A 15,808-nucleotide genomic window follows, 5' to 3' on the forward strand; every position below is an offset into this window, starting at 1 on the left:
AAAATGTTTTTAGCGTATGTATTGAGTAATTTGATAGTTGGTTGCCAACATTTTTCGCAATGCTTGTTTGGCTTTGGTAAGTTGTGAACGAGAAGTACTATCTGATATTCCTAATAGTTTGGCAATATCTTCATGTTTGTATCCTTCAATGATATACAAATTAAATACTAGTCGGTATCCTTCAGGTAATTCTTGAACAAGTTTTATAAGTTCTTCAACAGAAAGCATATCAAGTGCAGTATCTTGTGTATCAGATTCATACATAAGTGCTTCATCAGAGAGATGTCCAAAATGTTTTTTTTGTTTGTGATAAATATCAATCGCCTTATGGACAGCTACTTGTCTTATCCAACCTCCAAGAGAATCCATCTTTTTTACTTGATTGATTTTCTTGAAAATGATTAGAAAAACTTCCTGTAGCATGTCTTCTGCTTCTTCCCTGCTTTTTGCATAGCGTGTACAGGTTGCCATGACTTTTCCTGCATAGAGCTTGTACAGAGCTTCTTGAGCAGGACGAGAGCCTTTTAAACAACCTGAAAAAATTTCTTTCTCTGACATAGGTATTTTTGGTAGATTCTTTTTTGTAGAACATTGGTAGAACATCAAACCTTTACAAACGACAATAACAGCACTACAAAGTAATGCTGTTTTTAGGAAAAAGGAAATAGTTTTTAATTCACAACCACTTCAGCAGTATGCTCTTCTCCTGTAACACTATTTTTAATAGTATAAATAAAATTAAATGGCTTGGGCGTATCTACTGGCACAAGAAAAACAGGGTTGTAAAAGGGGTAATATCCTAAACCATGACTACCATTACTGATTCCATTCCAATCAACACTTACATCCCAATCATTAATCAAGTAAGTACAGATGCTATCGTTATCTAAATAAGGGATATAATAATACTCTTGACCTTCTATAAATGTATTAAATGTACTTAATGAGCTTAGTATATCTAGTTCAAAGTGAGTGGCTACATGTATGTTGCTTCTATCCATCAATGTTGTATCAGTTTTTAATACTACTATATCGGAGTGAATACCTTCAAATATTGGTAGATTGGTATGATTAAATGTGTCATTGTTTGAAAAAGATGTACACAGACTATCCGTATTTTCTACTACTTCGAATATTATACTACTTATATATGAGTTACCGTTTGATGTTTCAATACGAAAATCACGTATTTCAATACCAACAAAGTCGCTAGGTGGATAGTAATTCATTGTAGTAGTAGCCTGTTGATATATAAAAGTGGGCTCTCTTCTTTCAGGTTCTATAGAAATTCTTTGTGTAACCCATCTATCAACATCACCACATAAATTATCATTACTAAATAAGTCTAAATCATAAAGTGGAGTATTTTCTGTAACATAAAAATAATCACTAACAGCCTCACAAATGGTAGAGTCAGGTCTATATGCAATTTTTAAAATTCCATCTTTACCATTCATTCGATAGCCAAACTCGTCTGTTCTTGGAGTAGTTTTATCAAATGCACGATAGAGTATAGTCCCTTGATTAACAATATCAGCTCTTCCATATCTAGGAACTGTGGTTAGTTCTAGTTCAATTTCTTGTGAGATATCAAACAAACGTGGAAAATCTATGATATATGCACCCATATTAGAAGCTGTTGAAACTGTTGTTACATTATCTCTAGTTTCTCCTGTATGATCTTTAGGAAGTTCAGGGTTTACAATAACATCATCTTCCGATGTATCACAAGCTGTAAGATACAATGAACTGATAAGTAGAAATACAATTAAAAATAATTGCGAATAGCACTTTTTGAATGTTTGCATAATGTAAAAATTAAAAGGTTTGATGTTCTGTCTATAAAGAGTGAACCTTCTATAATTATGCTGCTTAGTGGTTCAGTATTTTTTTAATTAATTTTTAATTTACAATCTTTTTACAAGTGTATATTGTTGTAAATCAGTGTTTTACATTGCTTTTAAAAGGTGTGTTTTTTTATGTAAAATAAAATTAAAGTTATTTTTTATAGCAATTTTGAAAGAGAATATAGACCTTTGTGAAAAAATAAAATCATATTAATTACCAAATTTACTTAAAATGTCTTCTCAAAATCAATATAAAAGATTAGATTCTGAATCTCTTTTTTCTCCCATTTCTACAAAAATAGCTCTTATTCTGACACTTGTTGCAGCGTGTTTGTATTTTGCTTTTTCATTTGTTTCAGAAGGATTTTATCAGCAAGATGAAGCTGTTCATTATGTTTCTATGAAGCGTTTTTGGTTTAATCCAAATCGAATTCTTAGCAACTGGGAAAAACCTGGATTTAAGCTCGTTTATGCGTTGCCTTCTCTTTTGGGAGTACATTTTGTTACTTTTTTAAATTGTCTTTTGGCTGCTTTTTCTGGTTTTTTTGCTTTTAAATTAGCTCAAAAAATTAATGTCAAGATTCCTGTTTTAGCTCTTATTTTCTTGCTTACTCAACCGTTTTGGATTGGTCTTTCTTTTCGTAATTATTCTGAGCTGCTTGCTGCCTTTATTTTGATTTTGGCTGTTTATCTCAATGAAGACAAAAAATATGCGTTTGCTGCTTTGGCTGCTTCTTATATTGTCTTTATTCGACAAGAATTTTATCCTTTTTTAGCTCTTTATTTTTTCTTCTTGCTTTACAAAAAACAATGGCTTCCTGCACTTCTGACAGGTGTTTTTCCTCTAGTTCATAACTTTTGGGGTGCTGCCATTACAGGCGATTTCCTTTATTTATTAAATCAAGTATTAAAGACAAGTAGCGAAATAGGCGACCAATATCCTAGACAAGGTTTTGAGCATTATTTTCTGATGTCTGCAACGGTTTATGGTGGAATTGTGATTACGTTGATAGTTGCTTATTTTACATTGAAGGCATTTCAAAAGAAAATACCACACGTTACAGTTGCTATTTTGCCGACGCTTTACTTTTTGATGTATTGTGTTTTTAATATTCAGTCTGTTCCGATTGGTCCTGCAACGGCTGGAAATTTACGTTATTTGATTATCATTGCTCCACTTTTTAGTGTTTTGGGTGCGTTGGCTGTGGAGGAATACAGAAATACAAAAGAGGGTTGGAAAGTAATTTATGCACTTATTCCGATGGCTCTTTTGGTAGGTATTTATATGACTTATCCTGATAATCAGATTATGCTTTTAGATGAAGATTATGCTGCACGAATGGCACAAGCAGGACGAGAGTTTCAAATAGAACGCTATTTTGCGCCTTTGATGGCTGTATCAGGAACGATTGTTATTCTTATTATTGGGCTTTCATTTTCTCAAGCTAGAACTGCTTTTGCTGTTTTTGCTATTTTTATGGCACTTATTACACTCAAACCAAAACCATTATCAGAAGAAGATTCTAGTGTGAAAAATATGGCAAAATGGTATGAAAATTTTACGGAAAAATATGGACAAACACCTATTTTGGTAAATCATCAACTTTTCTATTATTATTTAGATGAAACGCCTGAAACATTTGAAATTACTCCAAAATCAATAGATTCGACAACAGTTGCAGAGCTTCCAAAAAATGCGCTTATCTTTTGGGATTCGCATTATTCGTATCGTCCAGAACAAAACAAAGCTATGCTCAATTATAAATATTTCTTAGAAAATCCTCAAAAATTTGATAAAATACAAGAGTTTTGGGCAAGTGATAGAAGTTTTGTAGGTTTTGTATTTCGTAAAAAATAAATTTTTTTCTAATAATTTTTATACTGAACGGTTCGTTTGAAGCCAACAGTTCAGTAAGTAGTTAGACATAATTAGCGAGTGATTTTTATGATTACTATGATAATTGCAGGATAGTACATAAATACATTTTAATTATATATAAAAATAAATTTAGTGTTTTATTGTATTAATCTTGTATTTTATCTTAAAAATCATATAAATCACTCACTAATCAGTTATATGTATTATTAATTTTGCACGACTACTTAAAACTATTGTATCTACTTCTTAGGCAACGTAACTCTATAATCAGCAGCTATTTTTCCTTTGCTTATTTTATCTAATTTTCCTTTCAAAAGTTGTTTTCGGAGTGGAGAAAGATAATCAGTAAACAAAATGCCTTCAATGTGGTCATATTCGTGCTGAATGATTCGGGCAGCAATTCCATCAAAAGATTCTTCATGAAGTTCCCAGTTTTCATCATAATATTTAATTCTGATGTTTGGTTTACGAGAAACATCTCCTCTTATCTGTGGAATAGACAAACAGCCTTCTTCGAAAGTCCATTCTTCGCCTTCTTCTTCTAGGATTTCAGCATTGATAAATACTTTTTTAAAGCCGTCTAGTTCTTCGTCCATTGCGCCACCATCGACAACAAAAATACGTTTTCCAAGACCAATTTGAGGTCCTGCTAGACCGACACCACTTGCCGAATACATCGTTTCGAACATATCATTTGCTAGTTCTTTTACATCAATCGAACCATCTTGTTTTATATCAGTTGCTTTTTTGCGAAGCACAGTATGACCATATACGTATATCGGACGAATCATAATTTCAGATTTTGTTTTTTGAGAATGAAAATAATGACAAAGGTACGGAAAATAAGATTTTTTTGTAGAGAATTATGAAAATGAAAATTAGCTGAGAGGAATTTTTCCACGATAATATTTTCCAAAAAAATGACGCAACCCTTCCAAATCTTTCCTTATGATTAATTTACTTTCTTTTTCTCTAATTAGATTTATCAACTCATCATCATCAGTTGATAAATTGACAGGCAAGACGTAGCTGATTTTTCTCAAAAACTCAGCAAATTTATCTCTGTTTTTATTAAAGTCATATTCACTAAGATTCAAATCTAATGGAAACCAACCTCCTCTAAGACGAATGGTAGGAGACACAGAAATGGTAAGTTCGCTTGCCATTGTTTGTCCTTGAAAAAGGGGATTATTATGATCTACTTCATGATGAAAACCATTATAGTACACAATATCTAGTTTTTTTAGTTTAGAAATTGGATATCGTTTCTTTCTACCAAATCCCTTTTTTACATAAATAGCTGTTTCTTTTACCTCAACTCCTTTATTTTCAAATATATTATTAAGTAGCGTAATAAGTATAAAAACTCCGATAGCATATAGAAATTCTTGAGGGAGAATATCTGCCAATACCAACATAGAAAAAATAAAACTAATCATCCCAAAAATGATTGATAAAACTAGAGTTGTATTTCCTACAGCCATTTCAGCCGAAAAAATAACCTGTTCTAGTTTCTTTAATTTCTTTACAAATTTAAAATTTTGTTTTGCAGGAACTTGGTTTAATGTTTCTGTTTGGTTACAATGTTTTTCTCCTAAATACTTCCAACTTCCTTCCAAAAAAGCAGACTTACAACTGGCACAAATCACTACGTTATCGCCTTCTTTTATCAAATCGCCAGTAATTGGATCTTGACGATTTTCTTGTAAAATAGAACTGTTTGAAAGAATTGTAATTGAATTAGTCATAAATGGACGTGAAATAGTTTAAAAGAATCTATTTTTTTACGTATTTTGTAGTAAATATAGTTTTATTTGTTCATTGTGGAACTGATACGTTTCAAGTTTCACTAAAAAACTAAACTGCAATTATGGAAAATCAAAATTCTGCCTCTTTTGCAAATTCTAATCCTGCCATTGTTGGTGTCTCCACCAACGACACTTTTACAAAAAGCCAAACTCTAGCACAAAAATTAGAAACCTATAAAAAAATAATCAAAGATAATGGCATCAAAATCAATGCGCCTTTTGACCCTCGTTATGCAGCAAGTTTGATTACAAAGATTTTAGAGCCACTTAGTTTGTATTACTTCCGAACCGAATTTATAGGTTTTGAGGGCGAAGATTACCCTGAAAGAAAAACGGATGCACCTTTGATTTTTGCAAGTAACCACTCTGGAATGGCTTTTCCGTGGGATGCTATTGTTTTTTCGTCGATGCTTTTGAAAATCCATAATTACGACATGACAAAAGTTGCTCGTCCACTTACTGCGCCGATGCTTTCACAGAGTAATTTGATGAGTCCGTTTGCGATAGAGAATTTTTGGAAACGAGCAGGTGGAGTAGATGCTACTTCGCTCAACTTCGAAACGATGATGGAAGAAGGTAAATTTAATGTTTTGATTTATCCAGAAGGAGTAGGAGGAATTGGAAAAGGATTTGATAAAAAATATGAATTGCAACGGCTTTCTACATCAACTCTGCGAATGAGTTTGAAACACAAAGCTGATATTATTCCTTTTGCGACTGTGAATGCCGAATACATCAATCCGTTTAGTTATAGCATAGAGGTTTTGGATAATTTGGTTCAGAAACTAGGAATTCCATTTTTGCCTATCGGTGTCATGACTGCTTTGATTCCTTTGCAACCTTGGTTATTTTATTTTGCTTTTCCTGCAAAACTGATTTTTGTGCGTGGAAGGCGTATAAAACCCTACAAGATTTTAGGAAAACCAGTAGAAGAAGCTACCGAAGAAGAAATTTTTGCACTTCGTGATGCTATTCACGCCATTATGCAGCGAGAACTCAATGAAGCTGTAGAAAGATATGGCGAAAGTCCGTACAACTGGAAAGAATTTTTATTAACAGCACTTTGGAAATGGAAAAAACTACCTGAATACCTGCCTTTTACGTGGGCATTTCGTTTTATCGACCACGAAAAACAATTTCAAAATCGATTATTTGAGCTTAATAATTTTTCAAATATTGCTCCTTCATTAGAAGAAAAAGTAGTTCAAGCTCAACAAATTGCACGAACAAATGAAGTAGAAGAGGAGCTAGAAGAAGATAAAGATGTAATGGATATGGTAAAAGAAACTGTTGATTTGGTAGTAGATAATCCAGAAGTTTTGTTGATGTATGTGCCTGTGGTGGGGTGGTTGCCTACGATTTGGAGGGAGTTTAATAAATAAATTCTGAATTTAGATTTTTGTAGGGAAAATGGCTTGCCTTTTCCTAAATGTGAGTTTAGATTTTCAATTAATTAAAATCATAGAAAATGAAATTTTTTCAAGGGATTCAGATAGTAGATAAAGAAAAAAATATTGATTGTGAACTACTTAATCTAGGTAGGATAAATATTTTGTGTGGGAAAAATAATGCTGGTAAAACTACTTTATTGAAAACAATTGAAGCAAAAAAAACAATAGCCAAGACAACTTTAAATGATAAAGAAGTTAGCGAGTTTAAGAATGAAGCTGATAAGTTTACACTTGCTAATTTAACAGATAAATTTACATCTATCGAAAATGTAAACCAATTTTTAGAAAATTACATAATATATAAAGAGGCAATTTTTAGTGATTTAAAGAAGTTATCAGAAAATACAACAGTAGAAGGTAAAGTATTTTCTTATTCTGCAAAACAGTTAATAAGTCACTTTATAGAGTTAGATGATATTATTTATCCTCAAGACAATAAGAAAAGAACATTATCAACTCTTATTCAAATTTTAAACCCTAATCCCAACATAAAATACGTAGAAGCAAAAAGAAGAATAAATGTAGAAAATAGTTCTCATTTAAATTTAAGTCATGATGAAAAAGAAAATAAGTATTTAGAAAAAGATATGATAGAAGTAATAAAATATTTATATCAATGTCAAAACGCTAGAAAGGTAAGTCAAGAATTTAGTTATTACAATACAATAAAACAGGGGTTTAAAAAGATTTCTAAAGGATATAGTTTTGATATAGTTTTAGATAGAGATACAACATATCTAGAGTTTGCGTATAAAGATAAGCCATCGATATCAGCAGAGGATATGGGTTTGGGTTTACGAGATGTTCTCACAATATTGATATATGCTGTATTTCCAGATTATGATATAGTTCTAATAGAAGAGCCTGAAAATCATTTGCATCCAGAAATGCAAAGAGAGTTATTACGTTTTCTATCTCAACAAACTGATAAGCAATTTTTTATTTCTACTCATTCAAATATTTTTTTAGATATGAGTTATGTAGATAAAATCTATACAGTATTTTATGATGATAAAATAAATGTCAGAGAAAGTACAGATAAAGCAGATGCACTTAGTGAATTAGGTTATTTGTCTTCTGATAATCTACTTTCTGATGTTATTATTCTGACAGAAGGGAAAACAGATATTCCTGTTTTAGAGGAATTTCTGCGTAAATATAATTTATTTGAAGAGTATGATATAAAGTTTCTAGCAATAGGAGGAATATCTGTATTAGAGAGTACTAAATATGAATCACTTTATGGAAATTATAATAAAATTATTATTGTTACAGATGGAGATAATAATAAACAAAGTAAAAAGTCAGTAAATAAAATTAGAAAAATGGCTGCCAATAATGATAAAATTATTCATTGTGAATTAAAAGGATATGGAATAGAAAATTATTTGAATGCAGAGATTGTAAAAACATACTATGATGAAAATAGTCAATATGTGTTAGCAGATGGTTTTGAAGAATGCCTAAACGACGATAAAAATTTATTTCAGTTAGAGAAAAAAGTAGAAGGTTTTAGAAAAGATGAAAGAGTATATAGAATTATAGCAAGTAGAATGATAAAAGAAGATATAGAAAAAGTTTCTGATATTCTTAGCAGTTTCATTGATAAAGTAAGAGAAGTTTGTGAATCATTGCCTAAGAAAAAATGATATTTAAAAATGAAAATCCAAAAAGCTACACCCCAGACTAAACGCACTATAAAATTAATAAAAAAGAGTTAATTTTCGTTCTCACTTTTAATTTTTTCTCTTTTATGGTCAGTTTAAGCTCTTATTTATCAGAAGTTCCTGATTTTCGTAGGCAAAATAAAAATTACTTGCACAATTTGCAGGATATTTTGCTTTTAAGTGTATGTGCTATTTTTCATGGTGCAGATGGTTATGAAGAAATAGCCGATTTTGGTATTGAGAAAAAGGAATTTTTACAAAATTTTCTACGTTTGCCTAACGGAATTCCTTCCCATGATACTATACGTAGAGTTTTTTTACACTTAGATAGTGCTTTTTTTAATAGTTGTTTTATGGATTGGATTTCAGCTTGCATTAAAGATTTAGGTTTACCTTATCAGCAAATTAGTGTGGATGGAAAAGCTCTTCGGGGTAGTAAAACGGGGATTTATTTAGTTAGTGCTGTTGCTAGTGAACTAGGTTTGAGTTTAGGACAGGTTCAAGTAGAAGAAAAAAGTAATGAAATTACGGCTATTCCAGCTCTTTTAGGAATGCTTTATTTGAAAGGATATGTTGTTTCTTTAGATGCTATGGGAACACAACAAGCGATTGCTCAACAGATTATAGAGAAAGAAGGAGATTATTTTTTAGCCCTAAAAGGAAACCAAAAACATCTTTTAGAGCAAACAGAGCTTACTTTTAAAGTAGAAAAGGCTGATGATATATTTGAGACACAAGATTGGTCAGCAAGTGCTAATCAAGTAGTAGAATATAAAGTAGAGGTAAGTTCAAACTGTAAATGGATAGAAAATCTAGCTAATTGGTTAGGTTTAGTAACTTTAATAAAATTAACTACAAATAGCTCATTACGAGGAGAACATATACGCTATTATATCTCAAGTATTAAAAATTTGAGTGCAAAACAAGCCTATAAATTAGCTAGAGGGCATTGGGCAATAGAAAATAAATTACATTGGCAACTAGACGTTATTTTAAAAGAAGACGAAAAAAGAAACCGAAAAGACAATTCAGTTCATAATTTAGCACTAGTCAGAAAAATAATACTAAATGCTGCTAAAATGTATGAAACTAAACTTAGCACTAAAAAAATGATGAATAAAATTAATTGGAATACAAGCTATGCTGAACAACTTTTTACCAAAATGTTCGTTTAATAGTGCGTTTAGTCTGGCTACACCCAAAAACCATATTATTCTAACAGAAATAACCAAAAAATCAAAAGCATATTGGAATTATAGCGAAGAACAGCTACAAAAATGGGATGAAGAACTTACCATTACGGAGAGGTATATTGAGGAGAATGAAGTTTATATATTGATGGAAAAAGAAACAGTAATTGCATATTATTCCTTCTTCAAAGTAGATACTGATACAATTAAGTTAGATAATTTATTTTTGCTGCCTAGTTTTATTGGAAAAGGATATGGAAAGCTACTTGTAAATGATTTTATGAAAAAAGTAAAAGCAATTCAAGCTAAAAAAATAGTTTTAGATGCTGACCCTAATGCAGAACTATTTTATAAAAAACTAGATTTCATTACTGTTGCAAAATTAAAAACTTCTATTGAAGGAAGGTTTTTACGAATTATGGAACGAAAATTATAAAAAAACAAAAAGACCCTTACAAAATGTAAGAGCCTTTTTCTATTCAATCAGGAAAACAATGAATCTTTACTATTTTTTCTCTATTTGATTCTTTCAAAAAAAGTTTCAAGTTTTTGTACTTGAAATAAGAAAGAATGGAATAGAACTGTGTCAATTTCTTAATACACTTTATTAACACTACAAATATATAAATTGTTTAGGTTTTTTGCAAAAAGTCTTTACAGTATGAGTAAATTATTTAATGCTAATATATAAAAAAAACCTTTTGAATAAATATCAAAAGGTTTTTTTGGTTTGTAGATTGTTTTTGTTTGTTTAATGAAACTAATTTTTAATTAATCAAATTAAAATCTACCTAATTTGATGGAAAACTGAAATGCAAAACCTTCTAGTCCATTTTTTGAAGTTTCTAAAAGTTTTACATCATCCGTAAAACGATAACTTCCTCCCATCGAAACTCTCAAAATTTTGGTCAGATTCATTTCTACCATCGCACTTGGCTCAAGAACAAAGAAAATTTCATCATCTAATAAATCGTCTTCATGATTGGTATAAGCTGTTTCATGTTTCCAATCTTTTACGTAACCTACCCAGCCAGCACCAATCGTAGTTGGAAAAGTAACGTGAATAGGCAAACGAGAACCAATGATAGGTTCAAGTGTAATTCCACCATAACCCATCAACAAACGAGCATTTTGATTTTGAAATACATCACTAGAAAATGTCTTTTGAACAGTCGGAACAAGTCCTTGTCCCATAAACCCCATATTCATTACTCCATTTACATTCCAACCCACTCTACCACCAGTTAGAATAGCTGGTTCGCCAATAAGTTTAGTTGCTTTTGTGTCCCACGCCATAAAAAAACCACTTCTTTGTGTAGAATTTTTTCCAAAAATAGTAATTGGGTCAGTAGTACTTTTCTCATTTATAACTTGTGAAGTAGAATCTTGTGAGAAGGATGAAAATGAAATCAAGAAAAATAAAATAAAGGCAGAAAATGAAAGCGTGTAAAATTTAGAATGTGTCATAGTTAAATTTGGTTTTGAAATTGAATTTTTGATTTGCAACTATGACGAACAAATCAAAAGAGTTCCCCTACTCATTTTTTGAAGAAAATCTAAATTTGAAGTTTTTTAACAAAGTGCAGCATAAAAATATATTCCAAAAATTGTTTTATTTTGTACGAGTATCACAGACTTCCGAGTTTGTGCCAATAAAAAAATAAAAATATCTTTCCAATAGACAGGGATGTCTGTTTTACTTATATAAATTATGTCTGAAAATTCGTCTATTTCTCGTCGTCTTCCTGCTGAATGGGAAGAACAATCTTATGTTCAACTTACTTTTCCACATCAAAATTCGGATTGGAAAAATGATTTGGAGCTTGTAACGCCTGTTTTTGTAGAAATTGTAATTCAAATTACACGTTTTGAAAATGTACTTTTGGTTTGCCAAAACAAATCAGAAACTGAAAAACTATTTCAGAACTCATTACTAAACAATAGTAAAAAACAGTTTGATAAAATAACCTTTGTAGAAATAGATTCGAATGATACGTGGGCAAGAGACCATGGCGCAATTACTGTTTTAGAGAATGGAGAAAAAATCCATTTAAATTTTACTTTTAATGGCTGGGGAAATAAATTTGAAGCATCTAAAGATAATTTGATTACTCAAAATTTAAAGAAAGAAAATTATTTGAAAGGCAAAGTTGAAGAGATAGATTTTGTATTAGAAGGTGGTTCGATAGAATCTGATGGAGAAGGTACAATCTTGACGACTTCTGAATGTTTGCTTTCAAAAGAGCGAAATCCTAATTTTTCAAGAGAAGAAATAGAAACAAAAGTCAAAAAATATTTTGGGGCTGAACGTATTTTGTGGTTAGAACATGGTGCATTAGAAGGAGATGATACAGATGCACATATTGATACGTTGGCTCGTTTGTGTCCGAATGAAACAATTTGTTATGTTGCTCCTCCCACAGATAAATCAGATTCTCATTATGAATCTTTACAAAAAATGGAAGAAGAACTCAAAAATCTAAAAACAGTTGATAACAATTCCTATAAATTACTCCCTTTGCCTTTTGCGCCTGTTGCATATCACGAGGAAGATAATCGTCGATTACCTGCCACCTATGCAAACTTTTTGATAATTAATGGAGCTGTTTTAGTTCCTACTTATGAAAATGACCAAGAAAATAGAGATTTAGATAATTTAGCACTTTCTCAAATTAAAAAAGCTTTTCCAAATAGAGAAATTATTGGAATAAACTGTTTGCCTATTATTCGTCAGCATGGTTCTTTGCATTGTTTGACCATGCAGTTTCCAAAATAAAGTAAGAAGTATGAATTGAGAAGTTATAAGTAAATGCGAAGTGAAAAATCATAAACAATCATCGTAGTGAAAAGGCACACTTTTTCTTGTATTATGAGTTTTCAATAGTTTCAAATAAAAAAGGGACGCTTTAGCGTCCCCTATACCTTACATTTTCTTTAGATTGAGTTTAAATTCTCCTGTTGCTTCTTTTCCATCTGCTGTAGTTCCTTTAAATTCTCCTGCTGCTGTTCCTGCTGTTTCGTCTAGTTCTGTAATTGTTACTGTTCCTTTTGTGAGCGAACCACCCATTGTTCCAGATGTTGTTGTTAAGTTTATAGCTACATTTGCAGAACGTTTCTCATCACTACCAATTGGAAACTCTCCAGAAGTTCCACCTTTGAGATCGATACTGATATTGTTTTCAGTATTTCCAGCCATGATATAAGTTACGCCATTGTCTTTATCCATTGAAAGACCATTATCCGAAAAATTAGTCTTTACAGTTGATTTTTCTTCGCCTAAAGAAACATTAAAAAAACCACCTTCTTTGTTGGCATCTTCAGGAGAAAACTCTACTACTGTTTCTGTATTTGTATTTGTTTCTGATGAATTCGTTGAGTTTTCTGTTGTAGTTACAGAGTCTGCATTTGTTTCTGAACTATCTTTTGTAGAAGAATTACAAGAAAAAAGACAGATAAGTAGTGCAACAGCAAGGATATTTAAAAATGAAAAACGCATAAAATTTAATGATTAGTGGTTAATGATTAGTGATCAATGAATAAAATTATTTTCTTCTAATCACTATAATTTAGTATCTTTTTGATAAAGACAAGGTAGAAAAGTCTAATTTATAAAAAAATAGCGATACATTTTGCCTTTTACTAAATAGTATAATTAGTTGGTAAAATGTATCGCTATAAAGTTACAGAAATTGTATCAAAATTATCAAGTTAGATATTGAGTAAATTTCTGATTTATAAAAACAAAGGTATTTATGCCATAACAGGCTTCATATTCTTGATGATTTCTTCTCCAAAACCAGAACAAGAAACAAGTGTTGCTCCTTCCATTTGTCTTTCGAAGTCATAAGTAACACGTTTAGAATTGATAGCACCTTCCAAACCTTGAGTAATAAGGTCAGCAGCTTCTTGCCATCCCATATATTCGAACATCATAACACCTGAAAGAATTACAGAAGACGGATTTACTTTATCCAAACCTGCATATTTAGGAGCTGTTCCGTGAGTTGCTTCAAAGATTGCAGAACCCTCTACATAATTTATATTTGCCCCTGGAGCAATACCAATACCACCAACAATAGCAGCTAAAGCATCAGAAATATAATCACCATTAAGGTTAAGTGTCGCCACTACTGAATATTCAGACGGACGAAGCAAAATTTGTTGTAAAAAGGCATCTGCAATAGAGTCTTTTACTAGAATTTTTCCACTATCCAAAGCTGCTTTTTGTTCTGCATTTGCAGCATCTTCTCCTTTAGCTTCTTTTGTACGATCGTATTGCGTCCAAGTGTAAGTTTCATTACCAAATTCTTTTTCGGCTAATTCGTAGCCCCAAGTTTTGAATGCACCTTCCGTAAATTTCATGATATTTCCTTTATGTACAAGTGTTACAGAAGGAAGTTTTTGAGCGATTGCATATTTGATAGCAGAACGAACAAGACGTTCTGTACCTTCTTTAGAAACTGGTTTGATACCAATAGAAGATGATTCTGGGAAACGAATATTAGTAGTGCCCATTTCTTCTATCAAGAATTTTTTCACTTTATCAGCCTCTGCTGTTCCTGCCATATATTCAATACCTGCATAAATATCTTCTGTATTTTCACGGAAAATAACCATGTTTGTACGTTCTGGGTGTTTTACTGGAGAAGGAACACCATCAAAGTAACGAACAGGACGTAAACAAGCATATAAGTCTAATTCTTGACGAAGTGCAACATTAAGAGAGCGAATACCACCACCTACAGGTGTAGTCAAAGGACCTTTGATTCCTACTAAATACTTTCTAAATGCGTCTAGAGTTTCAGTAGGTAACCAGCTTCCTGTTGCATTGAATGCTTTCTCTCCAGCTAATACTTCTTTCCAGTCAATTTTTCTTTTGCCATTATAGGCTTTCTCAACTGCAGCATCAAAAACAGCTTGTGATGCTTTCCAAATATCTGCACCAATTCCATCTCCTTCAATAAAAGGAAGTGTTGGGTTTTCAGGTACATTTAGATTGCCGTTTTCGATGGTGATAATATTTTCGCTCATAAAAAATGTTCTATTTTAATAATTGTGTGAAATAATTTTTTGATAGGAATCTTTTTAAAAGAACCAAGTTAGGTACAAATATACGCAAACTGTAAGCAATTACGAATTATGAATTATGAAATTCATCTTTTGATAAGTGATAATACAATAAATGAAGGGCAAAATTAGTTAAGTGTTACTAATTTTAGAGTTCTAATAATTTATTATTTAATAATTTTTGGGAGATTGCTTTTTTATAATGATTTGTTTCTCTACTTTTTAATAAAGATTGAAAATGACGTTTTCCGTGCATATCTGTTCCTAAAAAACTAACTAAGTCTTCATCAATTAAATATTCAGCTATTTTCTTGGAAGGGCGAGAGTAATATCCTGACAGAGAGTTTATATTTACTTGAAATAAAACTCCTTTTTCATGTAGTTTATGAAGTTGTTCATTATAATTTTCGAATAGATATACATAACGTTCTGGATGTGCAAGTACAGGAGTATAACCTAAGGACTGCAACATAAAAATTGTATTTTCTATATGAGGAGAGGCATTCATATAAGAAGTTTCGAAAAGAACATATTTCTCTTTACCAAAACAAAGTAACTTTTCTGCTTTATTTATTCGCTCCATAAAGGATTCATCTAAATAATACTCTGCTGCTGCACCTAATTCTATATTCAATCCAAGTTGTTGGATAATATCATTAAGTTGGTCTAATTTTCCTAAAATAATTTCAGGTGTGTTACGATAAAAATCCCCCATAATATGAGGTGTACAGATAAGTTTTTTATATCCTAAAAGTATTAGTTCTTTAATGAGTTCGATGGATTCATCAAAAGATTTACAACCATCATCTATACCTGGTAAGAGATGTGAGTGCATATCTACTGTAATTGGCAGTATGTTGCCATACGATTTGGCTTTTTTTCTAAATAATGAAATCATT

General features: G+C 31.3%; 14 protein-coding genes. 6 read left to right on the forward strand and 8 right to left on the reverse strand.

Going from position 1 to position 15,808, the window contains the following annotated elements:
• Positions 1-9: 9 nt before the first annotated feature.
• Both ACE193_RS18895 and ACE193_RS18900 read right to left on the reverse strand, forming a co-directional pair.
• The gene (locus ACE193_RS18895) at positions 10-558 is read right to left on the reverse strand and encodes an RNA polymerase sigma factor (RefSeq protein ID WP_375559776.1); all 549 of its coding nucleotides are present in this window, start codon (positions 556-558) and stop codon (positions 10-12) included.
• Between the two features lie 113 nt (positions 559-671).
• A complete protein-coding gene (locus tag ACE193_RS18900; protein ID WP_375559777.1) occupies positions 672-1,808 on the reverse strand; it encodes a hypothetical protein in 1,137 nt (378 codons plus the stop codon).
• A 271-nt stretch (positions 1,809-2,079) separates the two neighbouring features.
• Here ACE193_RS18900 and ACE193_RS18905 point away from each other — a divergent pair, with 271 nt between their 5' ends.
• Positions 2,080-3,705: a hypothetical protein gene (locus ACE193_RS18905; protein ID WP_375559778.1), complete on the forward strand. Its 1,626-nt coding sequence runs from the start codon at positions 2,080-2,082 to the stop codon at positions 3,703-3,705.
• A 260-nt stretch (positions 3,706-3,965) separates the two neighbouring features.
• Here ACE193_RS18905 and def read toward each other — a convergent pair whose 3' ends face one another.
• Positions 3,966-4,517: a peptide deformylase gene (gene def, locus ACE193_RS18910; protein ID WP_375559779.1), complete on the reverse strand. Its 552-nt coding sequence runs from the start codon at positions 4,515-4,517 to the stop codon at positions 3,966-3,968.
• An 87-nt stretch (positions 4,518-4,604) separates the two neighbouring features.
• Positions 4,605-5,474 (reverse strand): hypothetical protein, encoded by an 870-nt coding sequence (locus tag ACE193_RS18915; protein WP_375559780.1) that lies wholly within the window; start codon positions 5,472-5,474, stop codon positions 4,605-4,607.
• 122 nt (positions 5,475-5,596) lie between these two features.
• Between ACE193_RS18915 and ACE193_RS18920 the strand changes: the two genes are divergently transcribed.
• The 4 genes from ACE193_RS18920 (at position 5,597) to ACE193_RS18935 (ending at position 10,278) form a co-directional block, all read left to right on the forward strand.
• On the forward strand, positions 5,597-6,916 hold the full coding sequence (locus ACE193_RS18920) for a glycerol acyltransferase (RefSeq protein WP_375559781.1): 1,320 nt from the start codon (positions 5,597-5,599) through the stop codon (positions 6,914-6,916).
• 86 nt (positions 6,917-7,002) lie between these two features.
• Positions 7,003-8,634, forward strand: a complete 1,632-nt coding sequence (locus tag ACE193_RS18925; RefSeq protein WP_375559782.1) for an ATP-dependent endonuclease — start codon at positions 7,003-7,005, stop codon at positions 8,632-8,634.
• Positions 8,635-8,738: 104 nt separating this feature from the next.
• A complete protein-coding gene (locus ACE193_RS18930) occupies positions 8,739-9,827 on the forward strand; it encodes an ISAs1 family transposase (protein ID WP_375559783.1) in 1,089 nt (362 codons plus the stop codon).
• Positions 9,793-10,278, forward strand: coding sequence for a GNAT family N-acetyltransferase (locus tag ACE193_RS18935; RefSeq protein ID WP_375559784.1), 486 nt, complete (start codon positions 9,793-9,795; stop codon positions 10,276-10,278). The genes ACE193_RS18930 and ACE193_RS18935 overlap by 35 nt, the downstream gene beginning before the upstream one ends.
• 344 nt (positions 10,279-10,622) lie before the next feature.
• Here the strand turns inward: ACE193_RS18935 and ACE193_RS18940 are convergent, their stop codons facing one another.
• Positions 10,623-11,309, reverse strand: a complete 687-nt coding sequence (locus tag ACE193_RS18940) for a hypothetical protein (protein ID WP_375559785.1) — start codon at positions 11,307-11,309, stop codon at positions 10,623-10,625.
• Between the two features lie 244 nt (positions 11,310-11,553).
• Between ACE193_RS18940 and ACE193_RS18945 the strand changes: the two genes are divergently transcribed.
• Entirely contained in the window at positions 11,554-12,618 is a 1,065-nt protein-coding gene (locus ACE193_RS18945; protein ID WP_375559786.1) for an agmatine deiminase family protein, read from the forward strand.
• Between the two features lie 147 nt (positions 12,619-12,765).
• Here ACE193_RS18945 and ACE193_RS18950 read toward each other — a convergent pair whose 3' ends face one another.
• The 3 genes from ACE193_RS18950 to ACE193_RS18960 all read right to left on the reverse strand — a co-directional run bounded on the left by ACE193_RS18950 (position 12,766) and on the right by ACE193_RS18960 (position 15,807).
• On the reverse strand, positions 12,766-13,338 hold the full coding sequence (locus ACE193_RS18950) for a hypothetical protein (protein ID WP_375559787.1): 573 nt from the start codon (positions 13,336-13,338) through the stop codon (positions 12,766-12,768).
• Between the two features lie 254 nt (positions 13,339-13,592).
• A complete protein-coding gene (icd, locus tag ACE193_RS18955; RefSeq protein WP_375559788.1) occupies positions 13,593-14,873 on the reverse strand; it encodes an NADP-dependent isocitrate dehydrogenase in 1,281 nt (426 codons plus the stop codon).
• Between the two features lie 184 nt (positions 14,874-15,057).
• On the reverse strand, positions 15,058-15,807 hold the full coding sequence (locus ACE193_RS18960; protein WP_375559790.1) for a tyrosine-protein phosphatase: 750 nt from the start codon (positions 15,805-15,807) through the stop codon (positions 15,058-15,060).
• Between the last annotated feature and the right edge of the window lies 1 nt (position 15,808).

It is taken from the genome of Bernardetia aquimarina (assembly GCF_042180575.1).
Taxonomy (GTDB): domain Bacteria; phylum Bacteroidota; class Bacteroidia; order Cytophagales; family Bernardetiaceae; genus Bernardetia.

Excerpts from the sequence above, each read along its gene's own strand:
- ACE193_RS18905 (WP_375559778.1), top strand. The coding sequence starts at position 2,080 with ATGTCTTCTCAAAATCAATATAAAAGATTAGATTCTGAATCTCTTTTT.
- ACE193_RS18900 (WP_375559777.1), bottom strand. The coding sequence starts at position 1,808 with ATGCAAACATTCAAAAAGTGCTATTCGCAATTATTTTTAATTGTATTT.
- icd (WP_375559788.1), bottom strand. The coding sequence starts at position 14,873 with ATGAGCGAAAATATTATCACCATCGAAAACGGCAATCTAAATGTACCT.
- ACE193_RS18960 (WP_375559790.1), bottom strand. The coding sequence starts at position 15,807 with ATGATTTCATTATTTAGAAAAAAAGCCAAATCGTATGGCAACATACTG.
- ACE193_RS18950 (WP_375559787.1), bottom strand. The coding sequence starts at position 13,338 with ATGCGTTTTTCATTTTTAAATATCCTTGCTGTTGCACTACTTATCTGT.
- ACE193_RS18920 (WP_375559781.1), top strand. The coding sequence starts at position 5,597 with ATGGAAAATCAAAATTCTGCCTCTTTTGCAAATTCTAATCCTGCCATT.
- ACE193_RS18925 (WP_375559782.1), top strand. The coding sequence starts at position 7,003 with ATGAAATTTTTTCAAGGGATTCAGATAGTAGATAAAGAAAAAAATATT.
- ACE193_RS18945 (WP_375559786.1), top strand. The coding sequence starts at position 11,554 with ATGTCTGAAAATTCGTCTATTTCTCGTCGTCTTCCTGCTGAATGGGAA.
- ACE193_RS18895 (WP_375559776.1), bottom strand. The coding sequence starts at position 558 with ATGTCAGAGAAAGAAATTTTTTCAGGTTGTTTAAAAGGCTCTCGTCCT.
- ACE193_RS18935 (WP_375559784.1), top strand. The coding sequence starts at position 9,793 with ATGCTGAACAACTTTTTACCAAAATGTTCGTTTAATAGTGCGTTTAGT.
- def (WP_375559779.1), bottom strand. The coding sequence starts at position 4,517 with ATGATTCGTCCGATATACGTATATGGTCATACTGTGCTTCGCAAAAAA.
- ACE193_RS18930 (WP_375559783.1), top strand. The coding sequence starts at position 8,739 with ATGGTCAGTTTAAGCTCTTATTTATCAGAAGTTCCTGATTTTCGTAGG.
- ACE193_RS18915 (WP_375559780.1), bottom strand. The coding sequence starts at position 5,474 with ATGACTAATTCAATTACAATTCTTTCAAACAGTTCTATTTTACAAGAA.
- ACE193_RS18940 (WP_375559785.1), bottom strand. The coding sequence starts at position 11,309 with ATGACACATTCTAAATTTTACACGCTTTCATTTTCTGCCTTTATTTTA.